Source organism: Ereboglobus sp. PH5-10 (assembly GCF_029504735.1).
Lineage (GTDB): Bacteria > Verrucomicrobiota > Verrucomicrobiia > Opitutales > Opitutaceae > Ereboglobus.
The window spans coordinates 37,104-54,680 of record NZ_JAQFIP010000010.1; the positions used below are offsets into that span (position 1 = coordinate 37,104).

General features: G+C 61.4%; 11 protein-coding genes. 4 read left to right on the forward strand and 7 right to left on the reverse strand.

Going from position 1 to position 17,577, the window contains the following annotated elements:
- Positions 1-145: 145 nt before the first annotated feature.
- Positions 146-2,677 carry a DNA translocase FtsK gene (locus tag M2447_RS09255; RefSeq protein WP_277558379.1) on the reverse strand — a complete coding sequence of 844 codons (2,532 nt, stop codon included), beginning with the start codon at positions 2,675-2,677 and terminating at the stop codon, positions 146-148.
- A gap of 125 nt (positions 2,678-2,802) precedes the next feature.
- Between M2447_RS09255 and M2447_RS09260 the strand changes: the two genes are divergently transcribed.
- On the forward strand, positions 2,803-3,774 hold the full coding sequence (locus M2447_RS09260; RefSeq protein ID WP_277558380.1) for a type I phosphomannose isomerase catalytic subunit: 972 nt from the start codon (positions 2,803-2,805) through the stop codon (positions 3,772-3,774).
- Positions 3,775-4,561: 787 nt separating this feature from the next.
- Here the strand turns inward: M2447_RS09260 and M2447_RS09265 are convergent.
- Together M2447_RS09265 and M2447_RS09270 are read right to left on the reverse strand one after the other, a co-directional pair.
- Positions 4,562-5,101 carry a hypothetical protein gene (locus tag M2447_RS09265; protein ID WP_277558381.1) on the reverse strand — a complete coding sequence of 180 codons (540 nt, stop codon included), beginning with the start codon at positions 5,099-5,101 and terminating at the stop codon, positions 4,562-4,564.
- 123 nt (positions 5,102-5,224) lie between these two features.
- Entirely contained in the window at positions 5,225-6,730 is a 1,506-nt protein-coding gene (locus M2447_RS09270) for a pyruvate carboxylase subunit B (RefSeq protein WP_277558382.1), read from the reverse strand.
- A gap of 323 nt (positions 6,731-7,053) precedes the next feature.
- On the opposite strand from M2447_RS09270, the gene M2447_RS09275 reads away from it, so the two are divergent.
- Positions 7,054-8,097, forward strand: a complete 1,044-nt coding sequence (locus tag M2447_RS09275) for a deoxyhypusine synthase family protein (protein ID WP_277558383.1) — start codon at positions 7,054-7,056, stop codon at positions 8,095-8,097.
- Between the two features lie 231 nt (positions 8,098-8,328).
- Here the strand turns inward: M2447_RS09275 and secA are convergent, their stop codons facing one another.
- Positions 8,329-11,475: a preprotein translocase subunit SecA gene (gene secA / locus M2447_RS09280; RefSeq protein ID WP_277558384.1), complete on the reverse strand. Its 3,147-nt coding sequence runs from the start codon at positions 11,473-11,475 to the stop codon at positions 8,329-8,331.
- 172 nt (positions 11,476-11,647) lie between these two features.
- Complete coding sequence (locus M2447_RS09285; RefSeq protein WP_277510045.1) at positions 11,648-12,982, reverse strand: RsmB/NOP family class I SAM-dependent RNA methyltransferase; 1,335 nt, start codon at positions 12,980-12,982, stop codon at positions 11,648-11,650.
- Positions 12,983-13,101: 119 nt separating this feature from the next.
- Here M2447_RS09285 and M2447_RS09290 point away from each other — a divergent pair, with 119 nt between their 5' ends.
- Positions 13,102-13,911 (forward strand): hypothetical protein, encoded by an 810-nt coding sequence (locus M2447_RS09290; protein WP_277510043.1) that lies wholly within the window; start codon positions 13,102-13,104, stop codon positions 13,909-13,911.
- Here M2447_RS09290 and hprK read toward each other — a convergent pair.
- A complete protein-coding gene (hprK, locus tag M2447_RS09295) occupies positions 13,908-14,942 on the reverse strand; it encodes an HPr(Ser) kinase/phosphatase (RefSeq protein WP_277558385.1) in 1,035 nt (344 codons plus the stop codon). The two genes, M2447_RS09290 and hprK, sit on opposite strands and share 4 nt — an antisense overlap.
- Positions 14,943-15,306: 364 nt before the next feature.
- A complete protein-coding gene (gene lptB, locus M2447_RS09300; RefSeq protein ID WP_108826579.1) occupies positions 15,307-16,065 on the reverse strand; it encodes an LPS export ABC transporter ATP-binding protein in 759 nt (252 codons plus the stop codon).
- 156 nt (positions 16,066-16,221) lie between these two features.
- Here lptB and M2447_RS09305 point away from each other — a divergent pair, with 156 nt between their 5' ends.
- Entirely contained in the window at positions 16,222-17,571 is a 1,350-nt protein-coding gene (locus M2447_RS09305; protein ID WP_277558386.1) for a sigma-54 dependent transcriptional regulator, read from the forward strand.
- Positions 17,572-17,577 lie beyond the last annotated feature (6 nt).

Consider the following 17,577-nt stretch of genomic DNA (forward strand, 5'->3'; position numbering starts at 1 on the left):
TGTAGTCAGCCATTCCGCCCGCGTCGAGCGCGGACTGGCTGGGCGCGCTCAAAACGGCGGGGCGGGCGAACCGTCCCCGATGTGCCGCGAATGGCTTTTGTTTCAACCGAAGTTTTGTTCGCAAAAACAAGAAGCTCCGGGCGCCTCAAAGCGAATCCAAGTCGGCGATAATTTCGCGGGGTTTGGAGCCGTTTTCAGGGCCTACGATGCCGCGCTCCTCCATCATGTCCATCATGCGCGCGGCGCGGTTGTAGCCGATGCCGAGCTTGCGCTGGAGCGCGGAGGTCGAGGCGCGGCGCGTGTGCTTTACGACGGCGAGCGCCTCGTTGTAGAGCTCGTTGTCGTCCATGTCGGAATAGTCTTTTTTGCCGTTGTCGTCCTCGCCGTCGATCGGGGCGGATTCGATTTCGTCCTGCACGTCCTGCGCGTATTGCGGGGGGCCGTTGAAGCGTTTGAGGTAATCGACGAAACCCTTCACTTCCTCGTCGGAGACGAAGGCGCCCTGCGCGCGCACGACGCGCGAGGTGCCGGGCGGGGTGAAGAGCATGTCGCCGCGTCCGATCAGGGATTCCGCGCCCTTGCCGTCGAGGATGGTGCGCGAGTCGATTTGCGAGGCGACTTGAAACGCGATGCGCGAGGGAAGGTTGGCCTTGATGAGGCCGGTGATGACGTTCACCGAGGGGCGTTGCGTGGCGATGATGATGTGGATGCCCGCGGCGCGCGCGAGCTGCGCGAGGCGCGCGATGGAGGTTTCGACCTCGGCGGCGGCGACCATCATAAGGTCGGCGAGCTCGTCCATGATGACCACGATGTAGGGCAGGTGGTCGGGCACTTCGAGCTCGTCGAGCGGATCGACGCCCTCGAGCTTGGCCTGCTCCTCCTCGTTTGGAAGAAGGTCGTCTTTTTCGTCGATCGGGAACGCGGGGGCCTCGTGTTTTTTGCGGTTGTTGAAGCCGGTGATGTTGCGCACGCCCGTCTTGCCGAAAAGCTGGTAGCGCTGGGCCATTTCCTGGAGCAGCCACTTGAGCGCGGCGGGCGCGCGCTTGGGCGCGGTGACGACCGGGATGAACATGTGGGGCAGGGCGTTGAAGACCTGGAGCTCGACGACCTTGGGATCGACCATGATGAGGCGCACGTCCTTGGGGCTCTTGCGAAACACAATCGAGGCGATGATGGAGTTTACGCACACGGATTTGCCCGAGCCGGTCGCGCCGGCGATGAGGAGGTGGGGCATGCGCGTGAGGTCGGAAATGAGCGGGCGGCCGGAGACGTCCTTGCCGAGCGCGATGGGAATCTCGGCCTTGCTGTTCGCCCAGTCCTCGGATTCGAGGATGTCCCTCATGCCGACGGGCATGGGGATTTTGTTCGGCATTTCGATGCCGACCGCGGCCTTGCCGGGAATCGGGGCGAGAATGCGCACGGATTGCGCCTTCATGTGCAGCGCGATGTTTTTGTCGAGGTTGGCGATTTTCTCGACGCGCACGCCCGCGGCGGGAACCACCTCGTAGCAGGTGATGACGGGGCCGACGTGAATCTCGCCCGGCGAGACGGTGATGCCGTATTCGCCAATGATGCGCACGAGGTCGGCCATGTTGTTGGCGTATTCCTCGTCGGTGTCCGTGTCCGAGCTTTTCGGGTATTCCTTGAGGAGCGCGAGCGGGGGAAATTGGTAATTGTCCTCCGTGGCGGGAACGGCGGCGTTTTTGGCTTTTTTGGTTTCCTCGGGTTTGACGATGGAGAGCGCTCCGGGCTTGGTGGCGGCGGAATCCGTGCCGCGAAAAATTTTTGGCGACAATTTGGGTTGTTCGGGATCGTCAACAGGCGGCGGATCGTCGTCCGCGTGGCCGCCCGCGTCGGTTGCGGTGGGTTGGGGCGGTGCGTCCGTGTTGTCATCGCTTGCCTTGCCGTTTGCCGCGCCGTCTTTTGTTTTTCCCTCCAGGTCAAAGGGCGTGTGCGTGACCGCCGGGTCGTAGCCGCCCTTGGCGCGGGCCTTCGCGCGGGCGCGATCCTCGGCGGCGATGCGGCGGATTTCGGCGCGCTCGGCGCGGATTTGCGCGCGGCGGGCGCGCCACGCGGCGAACATGGCGGCGACTTTTTCGAGCTCGGCGAAAATATCCTTCGTGAAAATGAGCATGAGCCCGATTGCGTAGAGCAGCACGAGCACGACCCCGGCGCCGGCGGGGCCGATGGCTTCCGAAAGGAAATCGCCGTAGAGCGCCTTGCCGAGCATGCCGCCGGGGCCGGACGGGAAATAGTCGGTGGGGTTGCTTTTGCCGAAGAGCTCGCCGAAAAGCGTGGCGAGGCTTGAGAACGTGACGACGCACAGGACCATCGCCAGCGCGCGGGTGAGCGCGAGGATGCGGGCGTTGCGAATGGAGGTGAAGGCCATCCAGAAGAAAAACAGCGGCAGGTAAAAAGTGCTCAGGCCGAGAAACGTGAGCGTCCAATACGAGCCCTCCGCGCCGAGCATGCCGACGAGGTTGTGCTCGCGCACCGGATCGTTGATCTGGAGGCTCTGGTGCGGCGCGTAATCGAGGAGCGCGATGGAGGCCAGCACGCCGGCGACAATGCACACGACAAAGACAACCCAATGGCGCGGATGGCGCGCGGTGCCGAGCTGCTCGGCTTGGGCGGCGGATTGTTTTTTATTTGTGTTTGAACTCGCGGAACTGGCCATGTGTTTTATCGGACCTGCTTGGACGATCTGACTGCGCAGGGGAAGTGCATTTCCTGATGCAACGCCAGAGCGGTCAAATCCAATATTTCACCACCGAAACAAAAACACACGGCAAAATTATCAACATGACCCAATTCCTTCGTTTTCAACCCCTGTATCAGGACCGTGTTTGGGGCGGTCGCGTTCTCGAAACCTCACTCGGGCGCAAGCTGCCCGCGACCGGCAAGCCCGTCGGCGAGAGCTGGGAAATTGTGGACCGGCCCGAGGCGCAATCCGTCGTGCAAGGCGGCAAATACGACGGGCTCGCGATTCGCGCGCTGATCGAGCGGCACGCCGCCGACATCATGGGGCCGAAATGGGACGCCTCGCGCGCGTTTCCGATTTTGGTGAAGTGGCTGGACTGTCGCGAGCGACTGAGCCTGCAGGTGCACCCGCCCGCGTCGGTCGCGCCGGAGTTGAAGGGCGAGCCGAAAACGGAAAACTGGTATATCGCCGATTGCGCGGAGGGCGCGAACCTGATCGTGGGGCTGCGCCGCGGTGTGACACGCGAGGAGTTTGAGCAGGCGGTCAAAAACCTGACGCTCGAAAACTGCGTGCACCGTTTCCCTGTGTCGAAGGGCGACTCGATTCTCGTGCACAGCGGGCAGATTCACGCCATCGACGGCGGCAACCTGATCCTCGAAATCCAGCAAAACTCGGACACCACTTATCGCGTTTACGACTGGGGCAGGGTGGGGCTCGACGGAAAACCGCGCCAGATGCACGTCGACGAATCGCTCAAATCGATCAAATGGGACGACTTTGAGCCGAAGCCCGTGCGCGGCGAGCGCAAGAACGCCGTCATTGCCGATGCGAACGAATTCCGCATCCGCCGCGTGCCGCTGGCAAAAGGCGAGAAACTGCGCGTCGCCGCGGGCGAGCAGGCGCGGATTCTGAGCGTCGTGGACGGCGCCGTGCGCGAAACGCTCTCATCGTCCGCGGACGACACCGCCGCCACGCTCACACGCGGCGAAAACGTGGTGCTGCCCTACGCGGGCGGTTTCGCCTTCGAGGCGACGGAGGACAGCCTGCTGCTGCTGACGGAAAACTTCGGGTAAAATATCTCCGCGAGAACCGACCAAGTTTGCGATTAGGTCGGCGGCAGCTTTTTCAGTTTTATCAAGAGACGGCGTCGTTTGTTTTGGAGTGCGGTGGCAGAGGGCGAAGCCCGGCGACACCGCTTTTGCGCGCAGTGAAAATCCGTGAATCGCTCAAAGCGGTGTCGCCGCTTCGCTTTGCCTCCGCACTCCCAAAAAAGCATCGGTTTTGCGAGCTAGGTCAGTGTGAAATAATTCGAAAATCAACAAACAGCGTCCCGACCCCTTCGGCTATTCCCAACAAACAGCGTCCCGACCCCTTCGGCTATTCCCATCGGTTTTGCGAGCTAGGTCAGTGTGAAATAATTCGAAAATCAACAAACAGCGTCCCGACCCCCTCGGCTATTCTTCCTCGAATTGCTCAAAGCGGTGTCGCCGCTTCGCTTTGCCACCGCACTCCCAAAAAAGCATCGGTTTTGCGAGCTAGGTCAGTGTGAAATAATTCGAAAATCAACAAACAACGTCCCGACCCCCTCGGCTATTACCCAACAAACAACGTCCCGACCCCCTCGGCTATTACCACCCCCTCGGCTATTACCACATCGCGCGCGATTTTAGCGCGCACGCCGACGCGGGCGGGATGGCAGACTGCGCACCGAGCGAAGCGAGGGAGCAAGCAGACGGCGTGACGGGCGCGGCCTCCGCGCCGCGATTGGCGCGACGTGTGCCGCAGGACGTTCGAGTGACGTTGCCGCGTGCGATTGCGTGCGAGTGGCGTTCGTTCGCGTTGCTGCGGCTAAAGGGAAAATCAACAAACAACGTCCCGACCCCTTCGCCTGTTTCCCATGATAGATGCGGCGTGAATAATAACAGCATTTTCTTGAGAGCTTCCATTTCCACCTGAGTATTTAAATTCGAACTGCTGTGGCCGACTTGCTGGAGGCATGGGACTCTCTCGTTTAGCTTCAGAATTTAGGATATGTTCTGGATTTGAGTGGAACGGTGCCGGTTTTGTTTTATATAACGCATTCGCCATATTCTCAATAATTTGGGGTATAGTGAGCCCAGTTTCTATATGAGAGGCGTGCAGTTTTACTGCGAGTATTCGAGCTTCTTTTAGCGTCAAGAAACCTAATGAGTGTCCGAGTTTTTGATTTTGCTGATTAATTAATTCTACAGTTAATCGTAAGCGCAGTCTGGCTTCGTCCATGCTTATGTGCGTTTTTGTTCCAGCAAACTGCTGTTCTTGTATCTTCGCAACGCACTCTTCTTCGAAGCGTAATCCCTTTTGGGTAATGTGTAAAAAAGCAATTGCTCCGATAAGTATAATAATTATCAATATTATCATGGCATAAATTATTTTTGACTAATGTTACCAATTATCCTTGCGGGGACAATTTGTTGATAAACTGTTGTGAAAAACGAATCAAGTTTCGTTGATTTTTAGCGAATGATATTCTGTCTGCTATTTTTATTCGATTTCCTCAACAGTCGCTTCCACCCGGCGGTCGCCGATGGTCATGGCGTATTTTAGGACGTTGCCGGCGGTGCCTGCCTCAGCCGTGGGTGCGGGGGAGGGCGCGGAGGCTTTTGCGGCAGGCGCGGGGGCTGTCGGTGCTGCGGCAGGAGCCGCGGGTGCGGGTTGCGCGTAGAGTTCCTTGAGTTGTTGCGGGAACATGGCGTAGATGACGCAGTGTTCATCGTCCGTGGGGAGCTTGTTTTGCGCGAGTTCGGCTCGGAGGGTTTCCATCCTCGGCTTGATGAGGTCGGCGGGACGGCAGGTGATGGGGTCTTTTTTCGCGGTCGCGGCGGCGAGTTTCTGGATTTCGGGATCGACAGGCGCGGGGGTGCGGCCGAAGTAACCGAGCGCGATGTTCATCGCGCCGGGGATGAAGTTTTTCCATCGGCCAAACTTCACGTTCATCACGGCTTGCGTGCCGACGATTTGCGAGGTGGGCGTGACGAGCGGGATCCAGCCGAGTTTTTCGCGCACATAGGGGATTTCGGCAAAGACTTCGTCGAAGCGGTCCTCCATTTTCATCTCGGTGAGTTGCGAGCGGAAGTTGCTGAGCATGCCGCCGGGGACTTCGTAGGTGATGGCGTCGGTGTCCACGACTTCGTTGGCGTGGCGCGTGAACTTGGAGAGTTGCGCGTAGACGGGTTTGAGGGCCTCGGAGATTTCGCGGACTTTTTTGAGGTCGTAGTCGGCGGCTTTGCGGGGGGCGTTTTCGAGGAGGGCGGTCATGCGCAGGTGGTCGGGTTGCGCGGTGCCGTCGGCGAAGGGGCGGATGCCGACGTCGATGGTGTCCACTCCGGCTTCGATGGCGGCGAGGTAGGCGGCGGAGCCGAGGCCGGCGGTTTCGTGGGTGTGGAGGATGACGGGGATTTTGATTTGCGCCTTGAGACCCTTGATGATGGCGGCGGCGATGTAGGGGGGAATGAGGCCGGCCATGTCCTTGATGCAGATGCTGTTGCAGCCCATGGCGGCGAGCTCGGCGCCCATTTTGACGAAGCCTTCGATGGTGTGGACGGGGGACTTGGTGTAGCAGATGGTGCCTTGGGCGTGGCCACCGGCTTTTTTGGTGGCGGCGATGGCGGTCTGCATGTTGCGCGTGTCGTTGAGCGCGTCGAAGATGCGGAGAATGTTCATGCCGTGCGCGATGGATTTTTGCACGAAGGCGGTGACGACGTCGTCGGGGTTTTGGTCGTAGGCGACGATGTTTTGTCCGCGCAGGAGCATCATGTGCGGGGTCTTGGTTTTGGCGCGGATGGCGTCGAGGCGCTTGAAGGGGAACTCCTTCAGGAAGCGCAGGCCGGAGTCGATGGTGGCGCCGCCCCAGGTTTCGAGCGCGGCGTAACCGAGGGAGTCGAGCGGCACGAGGAGGGGGAGCATTTGCTCGGTGGCCATGCGGGTGGCGGCAAGCGATTGGTGGCCGTCGCGCAGGACGGTGTTGTTGAAGGTGACGGGTTTGCTCATGGTGTTTGTAAAAAAATGACTGCGGTTGGTGGCGGCGAAATTGCCGGTTTCAACTTTGAAAACAGTTTTTGCGCGGGTGGCGAGTGTTCGTTTTGAGGGCGGGTGATTTTTCAGTTCGGAGCATCAATTCTCCAGTCCGTTTGACCGCTCTACGAACCTGCGAGTGGCCTGACATTGCACGGATATGCACGGATGGCGAATCGGGCGTCGCAAGCGACGCCCCTACGGCATTTATCCGTGTCGATCCGTGTAATCCGTGGTCATCTGATGTTTTTGGTGGCGTTGGTTGCGTGGTGGCGTTTAGTTGCAGGGTTTAAATTTCCATGAGCACAAAACCCAAGAAGTCCAAAACTCCGTCCAACGCGGTCGCCGCTTCCAAGAAGGGGCCGATCTCGAAATTCATCGCGCACAACTACCGCCATTTCAACGCGGCGTCGCTCGTCGATGCGGCGCGCGGTTACGAGGATCATCTCAAGAAGGGCGGCAAGATGGTCGTCACGCTCGGCGGCGCGATGTCCACCGCGGAGCTTGGCATCACGCTCGCGGAGATGATTCGCAAGGACAAGGTTCACGCGATCGTGTGCACGGGCGCGAATCTTGAGGAGGATGTGTTCAACCTGGTGGCGCACGATTATTACGAGCGCGTGCCGCACTACCGCGACCTCACGCCGGCGGACGAGCAGGCGTTGCTGGAGCGGCACATGAACCGCGTGACCGACACGTGCATTCCCGAGATGGAGGCGATGCGCCGCATTGAAAACGTGGTGCTCGACGAGTGGATGAAGGCCGACAAGGCGGGCGAGCGTTTTTTCCCGCACGAGTTCATGTATAAGATTCTGCGCGGCGGAAAACTGAAAAAGTCGTATCAGATTGACCCGAAGAATTCGTGGATGCTGGCGGCGGCGCAAAAGAACCTGCCGATCATCGTGCCGGGCTGGGAGGACGCGACGCTGGGCAACATGTATGCGAGCCATGTGATCACCGGCGAAATCAAGAACGTGCACACCGTGCGCACGGGCATCGAATACATGATGTGGCTCGCCGACTGGTATACGAAGACGGCGAAAAATCTGCGCGACGGCAACGGCTCGATCGGCTTCTTCCAAATCGGCGGCGGCATTTCGGGCGACTTCCCGATTTGCGTGGTGCCGATGCTGCATCAGGACTTGCAGCGTCCCGACGTGCCGCTGTGGGGCTACTTCTGCCAGATCAGCGACTCGACGACGAGCTACGGCAGCTACTCGGGCGCGGTGCCGAACGAAAAAATCACCTGGGGCAAGCTCGGCGAAAAAACGCCGAAGTATATCATCGAAAGCGACGCGACGATCGTGGCGCCGCTGGTGTTTTCGTGGGTGCTGGGGCGCTGACGAAGCGCGCGCGTTGAGCGCGCGGTTTTCATTTTACAGCTTGCTGTCCACTGCTGGGCGCCGCCGCTTTCTTGCGGCGGCGCATCAGGCGCGGTGTGCGAGGCGGGCCTTGGTTATGCGCTCGCGGATGCCGCCGCGTTTATCTCTGGTAATTCTCGACGCGCTCGGCGAGCACGCCCTACCCGTTAACGCCGAAAACTCCGCAGGGTGGGGCGCATGCGCGCCGCACCCTTACATCCCGCCGTGGCAGTTTTTGTATTTTTTGCCGCTGCCGCAGGGGCACGGGTCGTTGCGACCCACTTTCGGGGTCTCGCGACGGATGGTGACTTTCGGGAGCTTGATTTCGCCTTCGGGCGAGTTGGTCGAGAGCTGTTGTTGCGCGGGGCCGCTGTGCGTGACGGTGGTGCGCACGCTCGGGCCGGAAGCCTCGGCGTTTTCGGGGCCTTGCAACTTTGCGCCGCGCGAGAGCATCGCGAGCATGTTTTCGAAGGCTTGCAGGTTGCTCGCGCTGCGGAAGAGGCCGGTGCAGATTTGCAGGCGCACGGCGTCCATGAGCTCCTCGAAATATTTGTAGGCTTCGTTTTTATACTCCACGAGCGGGTCCTTCTGGCCGTAGCTGCGGAGGCTCACCGACTGGCGGAGGCTTTCCATCTCGGTGAGATGCTCCTGCCAGTGCTGGTCGATGGCGTTGATAATTGTGTAGCGTTCGAGTCCGCCGAGGGCCTCGGGGACTTCGGCGGATTCCTTTATCGCGTAGGCGTCCTTGATGCGGTCAACGATGAGCATCCTTGAGGCGGTGGCGTCGAGGTTTTGGATTTCCGCGGGCTTGATGGAGGTGCGGAAGTGCTGGTTGACCCAGCCGACGAGTCCGTCGATCGAGCTTTGCGTGGAGCCGCCTTTTTCACCGATGCCGGCGACGGCGACGCGGTTTTCAATTTCCTCGTCAACTTGCTCGAAGATGAGGTCCTTGGCGCGGTCGGCGTGGATGGCGGCGTTGCGGATGTCGTAGACGACCTGGCGCTGGAGGTTGAGGACGTCGTCGTATTGGAGGAGGCGTTTGCGGGCGGAGAAGTTTTGCTGCTCGACTTTTTTCTGCGCGCTTTCGATGGAGCGGTTGAGGAGCGGGTGCTGGAGCTCCTCGCCCTCCTTCATCGTGCCTTCCATGAGGCGCGAGGCGAGGTTGCCTTGGAGGAAGAGGCGCATGAGCTCGTCCTCGAGCGAGAGGAAGAACTTGGTGAGGCCGGGGTCGCCCTGGCGCGAGCAGCGCCCGCGGAGCTGGCGGTCGACGCGGCGTGATTGATGGCGCTCGGTGCCGATGACGTAGAGGCCGCCGGTTTCCTTTGTGCTTGGCGTCAGGCAGAGGTCGTAGGCCTCGTCGCTGTCGGAGTCGTATTTTTTGACCTCGCCGGTCTTGGGTTCGGTGAGCGTGTATTGGAAGATTTTCTTCGCGGCCTTCTCGGGGTCTTCGTGCGGGCCGTAGGTGACGTTGAAACGGACGCCCTCGCCGAGTTTGATGTCGGTGCCGCGGCCGGCCATGTTGGTGGCGATGGTGACGGCGCCGCGCTGTCCGGCGCGGGCGACGATGTCGGCTTCCTGCGCGTGGAACTTGGCATTGAGCACGGTGTGCACGATGTTCGCGCGCTTGAGCATGCGCGAAAGGACCTCGGAGGATTCGACCGAGGCGGTGCCGACGAGGACGGGCTGGCCGCGTTTGTGAGCGGCCTCGATTTCGCGGACGACGGCGTTGTATTTGTCGCGGCGGGTTTTGTAGATGGAGTCGTTTTTGTCGATGCGGATGCAGGGTCTGTTTGTCGGGATGACCTGCACGGAAAGTTTGTAGATGTCGTTGAACTCGGTGGCCTCGGTCTCGGCGGTGCCGGTCATGCCCGCGAGTTTTTCATACATGCGGAAGTAGTTTTGGATGGTGATCGTCGCGTAGGTGCGGGTTTCGTTTTCGATGGCGACGTTTTCCTTGGCCTCGATGGCTTGGTGGAGCCCGTCGGACCAGCGACGGCCGGGCATGACGCGACCGGTGTTTTCGTCGACGATCATGACCTTGCCCTCCTGCACAACGTATTCGACGTCCTTTTCGTAAAGCGAGTAGGCGCGGAGCAGTTGCGAGATGGCGTGGATGTCCTCGGAAATGACGGCGTATTCGGCCTCGGCCTTGCGCTTGATGTCCTCGCGTTGCTCGGGCGTGTATTGCTCGTCCTTTTCGAGGAGGGCGAACTGGGTCGCGAGGTCGGGGAGGACGAAGGCGTCGGGGTTGTCCGGGCGGAGATGGTTGCGGCCTTTGAGCGAGAGGTCGGCCTGGTGCTGGCGCTCGTCGATGGAGTAGTAGAGTTCCTCCTTGAGGGCGTAGAGTTGCGATTTTTGGAAATCGGAGTGGAGCTCGGTTTCGACCTTGTCGAGGAGCTTGCGCCATTCGGGTTGCTCGAGGAGGCGGAGGAGTTGCTTGTTGTTGGGCGCGCCAAACTTGACCTGGAGCATCTTGAGGCTGGCGGCGTGGATGTCGTCCTTGGACGCGTCGGTTTTTTCGAGGAGTTCCCTGGCCTCGGCGACGAGGTTGTTGCAAAGGCGGGTTTGCGCGGCGGCGAGGCGCTCGATGCCGGGCTTGAGGCGGGTGAAGGGTTGCTCGCGCTCGATGGGCGCGGGGCCGGAAATGATGAGCGGCGTGCGCGCCTCGTCCACGAGGATCGAGTCGATTTCGTCAACGATGCAATACCAGTGCTCGCGCTGGACCTGGTCTTCCTTGCGGGTGGCCATGCCGTTGTCGCGGAGGTAGTCGAAGCCGAACTCGGAGGCGGTGCCGTAGGTGATGTCGCGCGAATACATTTCGCGGCGCACGTCGTTTGGCATTTGCTGCTGGATGCAGCCGACGGTGAGGCCGAGGAAGTTGTAGAGGTAGCCCATCCACTCGGAGTCGCGGCGGGCGAGGTAGTCGTTGACGGTGACGAGCTGGGCGTTGCGACCGTTGAGGGCGTTGAGGTAGAGGGGGAGGGTGGAGACGAGGGTTTTGCCCTCGCCGGTGGCCATTTCGGCGATGCGGCCCTCGTGGATGGCCATGCCGCCGATGAGCTGCACGTCGAAGTGCACCATGTTCCATTCGAGCTCGTGCTCGCAAACGACGAGTTTCTGGCCGCAGAGGCGGCGGGCTGCGTTCTTGACGGCGGCAAATGCCTCGGGGAGGAGCGCGTCGAGGGTTTCGCCGGCTTTGACGCGGTCGCGGAATTCGTCGGTTTTGGCGCGGAGCTGCTCGTCAGTGAGCGACTGGTAGGAAACTTCGATTTCGTTGATGCGCGCAACGACGGGACGGCAGCGTTCGAGGAACTTGCGATAATGGCGGCCGGAAAACTTTTTAATGAGCCAGGAAATCATTTGGAATGCGGAATGATGAAAAAGACTGAATGACTGAAGAGCTGAAAGGCTGAAGAATGCGGAATGGTTGGGAAAATTAAAAAAGAAAAAATGTGCAGGGCCGCGGCGTCCGTTGCAACGGAAGAATTTTGCGGTCAAAACCGAAAAGTGGAGGCGTTGTTCGGGGCGATTTTTATCGCCGTCGCAACAGAAACGCGCACGCGCCATCGTGGCCGTCCATCCACGGGAACGATTGCACTGATTTTTCCAAGGCAAACCGTCCATGTCCGCCGGGGCCGTGCGGGCGTTCGAGAAACGCGGTGACGACGTGCTCGTTTTCCTCGGCATCAATGCTGCACGTGCTGTAAATCAGCCGTCCGCCGTGGCGAACGCGCCGCGCCGCGGCTTCGAGCAAGGCCAGTTGCTGGCGCGCGTGCTTCGTGAAATCGTTCGGCTGCAGGCGCCACTTCACGTCCACGCGGTGGCGCATCACGCCTGTGTTTGAGCAGGGCGCGTCGAGCAGCACCGCGTTGTATTCCGCGGGCAGGTTGTGCTCGTCGAAGAGCGGCGGGCGCGCCGCGAGCAAGTCGCCCTGCACCAGCGCCACGTTCATTCCCTCCGGCGCGCGCGACAGGTTTTCCTTCAATCGGTCAACGCGCGCGCCCGGCAAATCCATCGCGACAAGCAGCGTTTTTTCCAATTTTTCGGCGTCCGCGTTCGCGCGTATCGCGTCGGCAATGGCGAGGCATTTCCCGCCCGGGGCGGCGCACGCGTCGAGAATGCTCTCGCCCGCCTGCGGCGCGAGCAGCCCGACCGCGAGGCGAGTCGAGGGATCCTGCAAATACAAATCGCCCGCTGTGATCGCCGCCTCCACGGAGGGCCAGTTGCCCGCCCTCACCTCATAAAATTGCTCCCATCTCGACGGCGCCAGCCATGCCAGCTCCGCCTCGGACGGCGCGCGCGAGGCCCGCCAGCGCGCATGCACCGGCGCGGGTTTCTGGTTCCACTCAAGCAATGCGCGCGCGCCCGCCGCGCCGAATTGCGCGAGCCAGCGTTGCACGAGCCAGGCGGGGTGCGAGAACCACGCGGCGAGTTGTTCCGCGCCCGCCAGTTTTGCGGGAGGTTTTTCCTCCGCAAGCGCCGCGGCGAGTTTGCGCACCACGGCGTTCACCATCCGCGCCTCGGGCTGGCTTGCGAGCGTCTTGGTTTGTTCCACCGCATGGTGCACGACGCGCGCCGCGTGCCCCTCGTCGCCGCCCTCGATCAACTCAAAGCCCGCCACCAGCAGGACGGCGCTCAATCGCGGACGCGGCGCGCGCGCGACCAGCCGCTGCAGGTGCGAGTCGACGCGCCCCTTGTGCCGCAACGCGCCGAACAGCAAGTGTTGGCAGCGCGCGCGTTCCACGCCGGCCACCTCGCGGGGCAGCGAGTCGAGCAGCGCGTCGGCGCGCTCGGATTTTTCGAGCCAGCGCGTGATCAGCATCACTGCGAGCGACCAGGGAGTCGTGGGCTGTTCGTTTGTGGACATTGCGCAAAGTTCGCCGCCCTTGTTCCGCAAATCAAAGAAAATCGCCGCGACGGGTGAAATGACTGCGCATAGTTTTTTGCGGGACATTTGCCGGATGCCGTCCAACCTTTCGGCAAAACATGAACGACATATCGAAACCTTTTGTTTATCTGGTCATTGGCGCCACGGGGTCGGGGCGGCGCGGGATGCTGGCGGATATTCTTGCCGAGGGGCTTGATGCCGGGGATCGCCCGCTTGTCATGCTTGCCGAAAACGAGGCGGCGGACGCAGCGGACGCCTCGCTGGGCGAGATCGCGCGCTGGCAATGGCGCGCGCAGGGCGGCGGACCGGAGGGCATGGACGGACGCATCGAGGCGGAGGGCGTCGATATCGCGGGGCGGACGCATGTGTTTTTCGTGACTGACGGAAGGCGCAATCCGATCGACCAGATTGAGGCGTTGAAACCGTGGCTGACCGAGGCGGGCGGCGAGCTGGCGCGCGTTGTGTGCGTGGTGAACTGCCAACTGGCCGAGCAAAACCGATCGCTGATGACGTGGTATGACGCGTGCATCCATTTTTCGGACATCGTGCTGCTGGCGAGGCGCGACGGGGTGACCAACAAGTGGGTGTCCGATTTTCAGGCGCGGTATAAAAATAAATTTTATCCGTGCCTGTTTGAGTTTGTGAAAGACGGGCGCGTGCGGAATCCGTCGCTGGTGCTGGAGCCCGAGGCTCGGCGCATGTCGCATTATTTCGAGGAGGCGGATTATGAACTCGCCGGCGGAGGCGACATCGAGGAGGGCATTGACGACGATGACAAGCCGCGCAAACGGCAAAGCGACGAGGAGATCGAGGTCACCGAGCAGCTTGACGAATACCTCGCGCGGCGCGCGGGCGGACGCCGGGTGAAGGAGATTCCGGATATCGCGAAATTTCTGGACGCCGACTAACGCTCGGCGTTGATGCGGGATGGGAACTCGGTGGGGTCGGAGGGGCGGACTTTTATCTGGAAGGGTGAGTCGAGTTTTTTCTTGGGATCGGCCATGTGGGCGACGAGGCGGTTGTTAAACTCCTCGGCGGAGTGGATGCCGACGCGCTTGAGCGCCTGGGTGAGGGCGGCGACCTCGATGAGGCGGGCCATGTCGCGCCCGGGGCGGACGTAGAGGGTGATGTGCGGGATTTTTTGGCCGAGGATTTCGTAATAGTTGTCGGCAAGGCCGGTGCGCTCCTCGATGGCGTCGGGAGTCCATTCATACATGGAGACGACGAGGTCGATGCGTTTTTCGGGGCGCACGGCGCGCACGCCGAACATTTCGACGATGTTGATGATTCCGATGCCGCGGCATTCGAGGTAGCCGAAGTTGAGCTCGCGGCTGGATGCGGTGAGCTCGCGCTCGTCGAGGAGGCGGAGCACGGTGTAGTCGTCGGCGACGAGTGAGTGGCCGCGCTCGATGAGGGCGAGGGCGCATTCGCTTTTGCCGACGCCGGAGCCGCCGCGAATCATGACGCCGATGCCGCGAACATCGACCGTGGTGGCGTGCTCGGTGATGGGGCTGTGAAATTCGTTGTCGATGAAATGCGTCGCCTGGTTGATGAACTTCATCGTGATGAGCGGCGTGCGGAAGAGGGGCAGGTTGCACTCCTTGGCGACGGCGAGCAGCTCGGGGGTGGGGTGAAAACTGCGCGTGAGGATGAGGCAGGGAATCTGGTGCTTGAACATGCCCCGGAAAATCTCGACCTGGCGCTCGGGGTTGAGCGTCTTGATGAAGGTCATTTCGGCGGCGCCGAGAACCTGGATGCGCTTGTTGGCGAAGTAGCGGAAGAAGCCGGTGAGGGCGAGTGAGGGGCGGTTGATGCTGCCCTCGCGAATGACCCGGTGCAGGCCGCCCGCGCCTGTGACGAGTTCCATTTTGAGTTTCGCGCCGTAGGTTTGGAAAAAGTGCGCGACTGTGATGCCGTTGATCGTGTTGGCTTTGCTCATGGGGAAGGGGATGTTATTAGGGAGTGCAAAATAGAAGGGACATGGCTTGAAGCCCAACGGGCTTCCGTCCCTTAGCCCAGGGTTGCGAGCTTCGCGAGCTACCCTGGGAATAACGAACACAACAAACAACCCCAACGGGGTTGCGGCCTGTGTGTTCGGCGGGTGTTTTCCGAGGGTGCAACCCCTCCAGGGTTGTGGGTTCTTTTTCATGGCACCCGGGGTAGGCGCTCGCAGCTCGCGCCAACCCCGGGCTAATGGATGCATCCCCGTTGGGGATGGGCAAACGACAAACTCGTGTTTTCATGTCGGTGTTATTTTGCACTCATTAATAAGTTTTAAATTCCAAGGAGGGAGCGCGCCGACTTTACATGTTAAAATCCTTGCCGAGGTAAAACTCGCGCGCCTGAGGGTCGTTGATGAGATGCTCGCTGGTGCCGCTGGTGAGGACTTTGCCCTGGTGAATGAGGTAGGCGCGGTCGACGACGCGGAGGGTTTCGCGGACGTTGTGGTCGGTGATGATGACGCCGATGCCGCGCGATTTTAGTTCGAGGACGATGCGCTGCACTTCGGCGACGGAGATGGGGTCGATGGCGGCGAAGGGTTCGTCCATGAGGAGAAACTTTGGCTCGGTGACGAGCGCGCGCGCGATTTCGAGGCGGCGGCGTTCGCCACCGGAGAGGGTGTAGGCTTTTTGCTTGGCGACGTGGGTGAGGTGCAGCTCCTCGAGATGGCGTTGCACGCGGGCGGGACGCTCCTTGCGGGGAATGGGCAGCAGCTCGACGATGGCGAGGATGTTTTCCTCGACGGTGAGTTTGCGGAAGGTGGACGCCTCCTGTGGCAGGTAGCCGAGGCCGAGGCGTGCGCGCTCGTGCATGCGGAGCGGGGTGGCGTCGACGCCGTTCAGGTAAACGCGGCCCGATGTCGCGGGCACAAGGCCGACGATCATGTAGAAGGTGGTGGTTTTGCCCGCGCCGTTGGGCCCGAGGAGCCCGACGATTTCGCCGGCGCGCGCGTTGATGTCGACTCCGTTGACGACGTTGCGCTGGCCATAGGTTTTGACGAGCGCCTGCGTGGTGATTTCCGCGGGCGTCGGGGTTGCGGTGGTGTCGGCTTGGGCGCTCATTATTTTGTTAACGCGAAAAAGAGTCTGGAAAGGTTTGAGGATGACAACAGGAATATGACGAAAATTGAGCGTGGTGCGCGCGTCGCGCCGGGAGTTTTTTATTTGCGTTTTCCGCATTGCGGAGCGGTGGCGTTTGCGCGTTTCATTGGCGGCAACATGCGCATTTTGATTGTCGATGATGATGCCGGCATCCGGAAAACGACGGGGATGGCGGTGGAGCTTATGGGGCACCAAGTCGAGCTGGCCCCGGGCGGCGCGCGCGCACTCAAAATAATCGGGGAGGAGCCGTGCGACGTGTGTTTTCTCGATGTGAACCTGGTCGGCGAGAACGGGCTCGATTTGCTGGAAAAAATCCAGAAGGCGCAGCCGGGGATCGTGGCCGTGATGTTCACCGCGTATGCAAACATCAGCACTGCGGTGGAGGCGATGCGCCGGGGGGCGTTTGATTTTATTCCGAAGCCGTTCACGCCGGACCAGATCCGGCAGGTGCTCGGCAAGATCGAGCGCGAGCGAAAACTCGAGCAGCGCGTGAGGCAGCTCGAGTCGCAGCTCACCGCCGGGGCTCCCGAGATCGACTTTGAGTCAACGGAGCCCGCGATGCAGCGCGCGTTGCAGATTGTGTTCAAGGCGGCGGAAACCCAGGCCACGATTTTGCTGCTCGGGCCGAGCGGCACGGGCAAGAGCGTGCTGGCGCGCGAGGCGCACCGGCGCGGCGCGCAACGCGACGGCGCGTTTGTGACGGTGAACTGCCCGAGCCTCTCGCGCGAGTTGCTCGAGAGCGAATTGTTCGGCCATGTGCGGGGCGCGTTCACCGGCGCGGTCGGCGACACGACGGGCAAGGTGGCCGCCGCGGAGGGCGGGACATTGTTTCTCGACGAGATCGGCGAGCTGCCGCTGGAGATCCAGCCGAAGTTGCTGCGCCTGCTCCAGGAGCGCGAATACGAGCGCGTCGGCGAGCCGAAGGTGCGCCGCGCCAATGTGCGCGTGATTGCGGCGACAAACCGCGATCTCGAGGCCGAGGTGAAGGCGGGGCGCTTCCGGGAGGATTTGTTTTACCGGCTCAACGTCATCAATGTGGCGCTGCCGCCGTTGCGCGGGCGCCCGGGCGACTTGACGCGGCTGGCGGACGCGGCGCTGCAATTTTTCGGCGCGGGCATGGGCAAGCGCGTCAAGGGCTTTTCGCCGGAGGTGGTCGAGGCGTTCGCGCGCTACGAGTGGCCGGGCAATTTGCGCGAGCTGCGCAATGTGATCGAGCGCGCCGTGATTCTTTCGTCGGGGGAGGAAATCGCGATGGCGGATTTGCCGGAGCAGTTTTCAAGTTGCGGTGGCTCCGCGGTGCAGGTGGGCTCGCCGGTGACAATCGAGCAGTTGGAAAACGAGCACATCCGCCGCATCGTCGCGTCGGCGAAAAGTCTCGAACTGGCGGCGCGCACGCTGGGGATTGATCCGGCGACGCTGTATCGCAAACGGCAGAAGATGGCGGGCGGGCAGGGGAGCGCTGAATAGGGATGG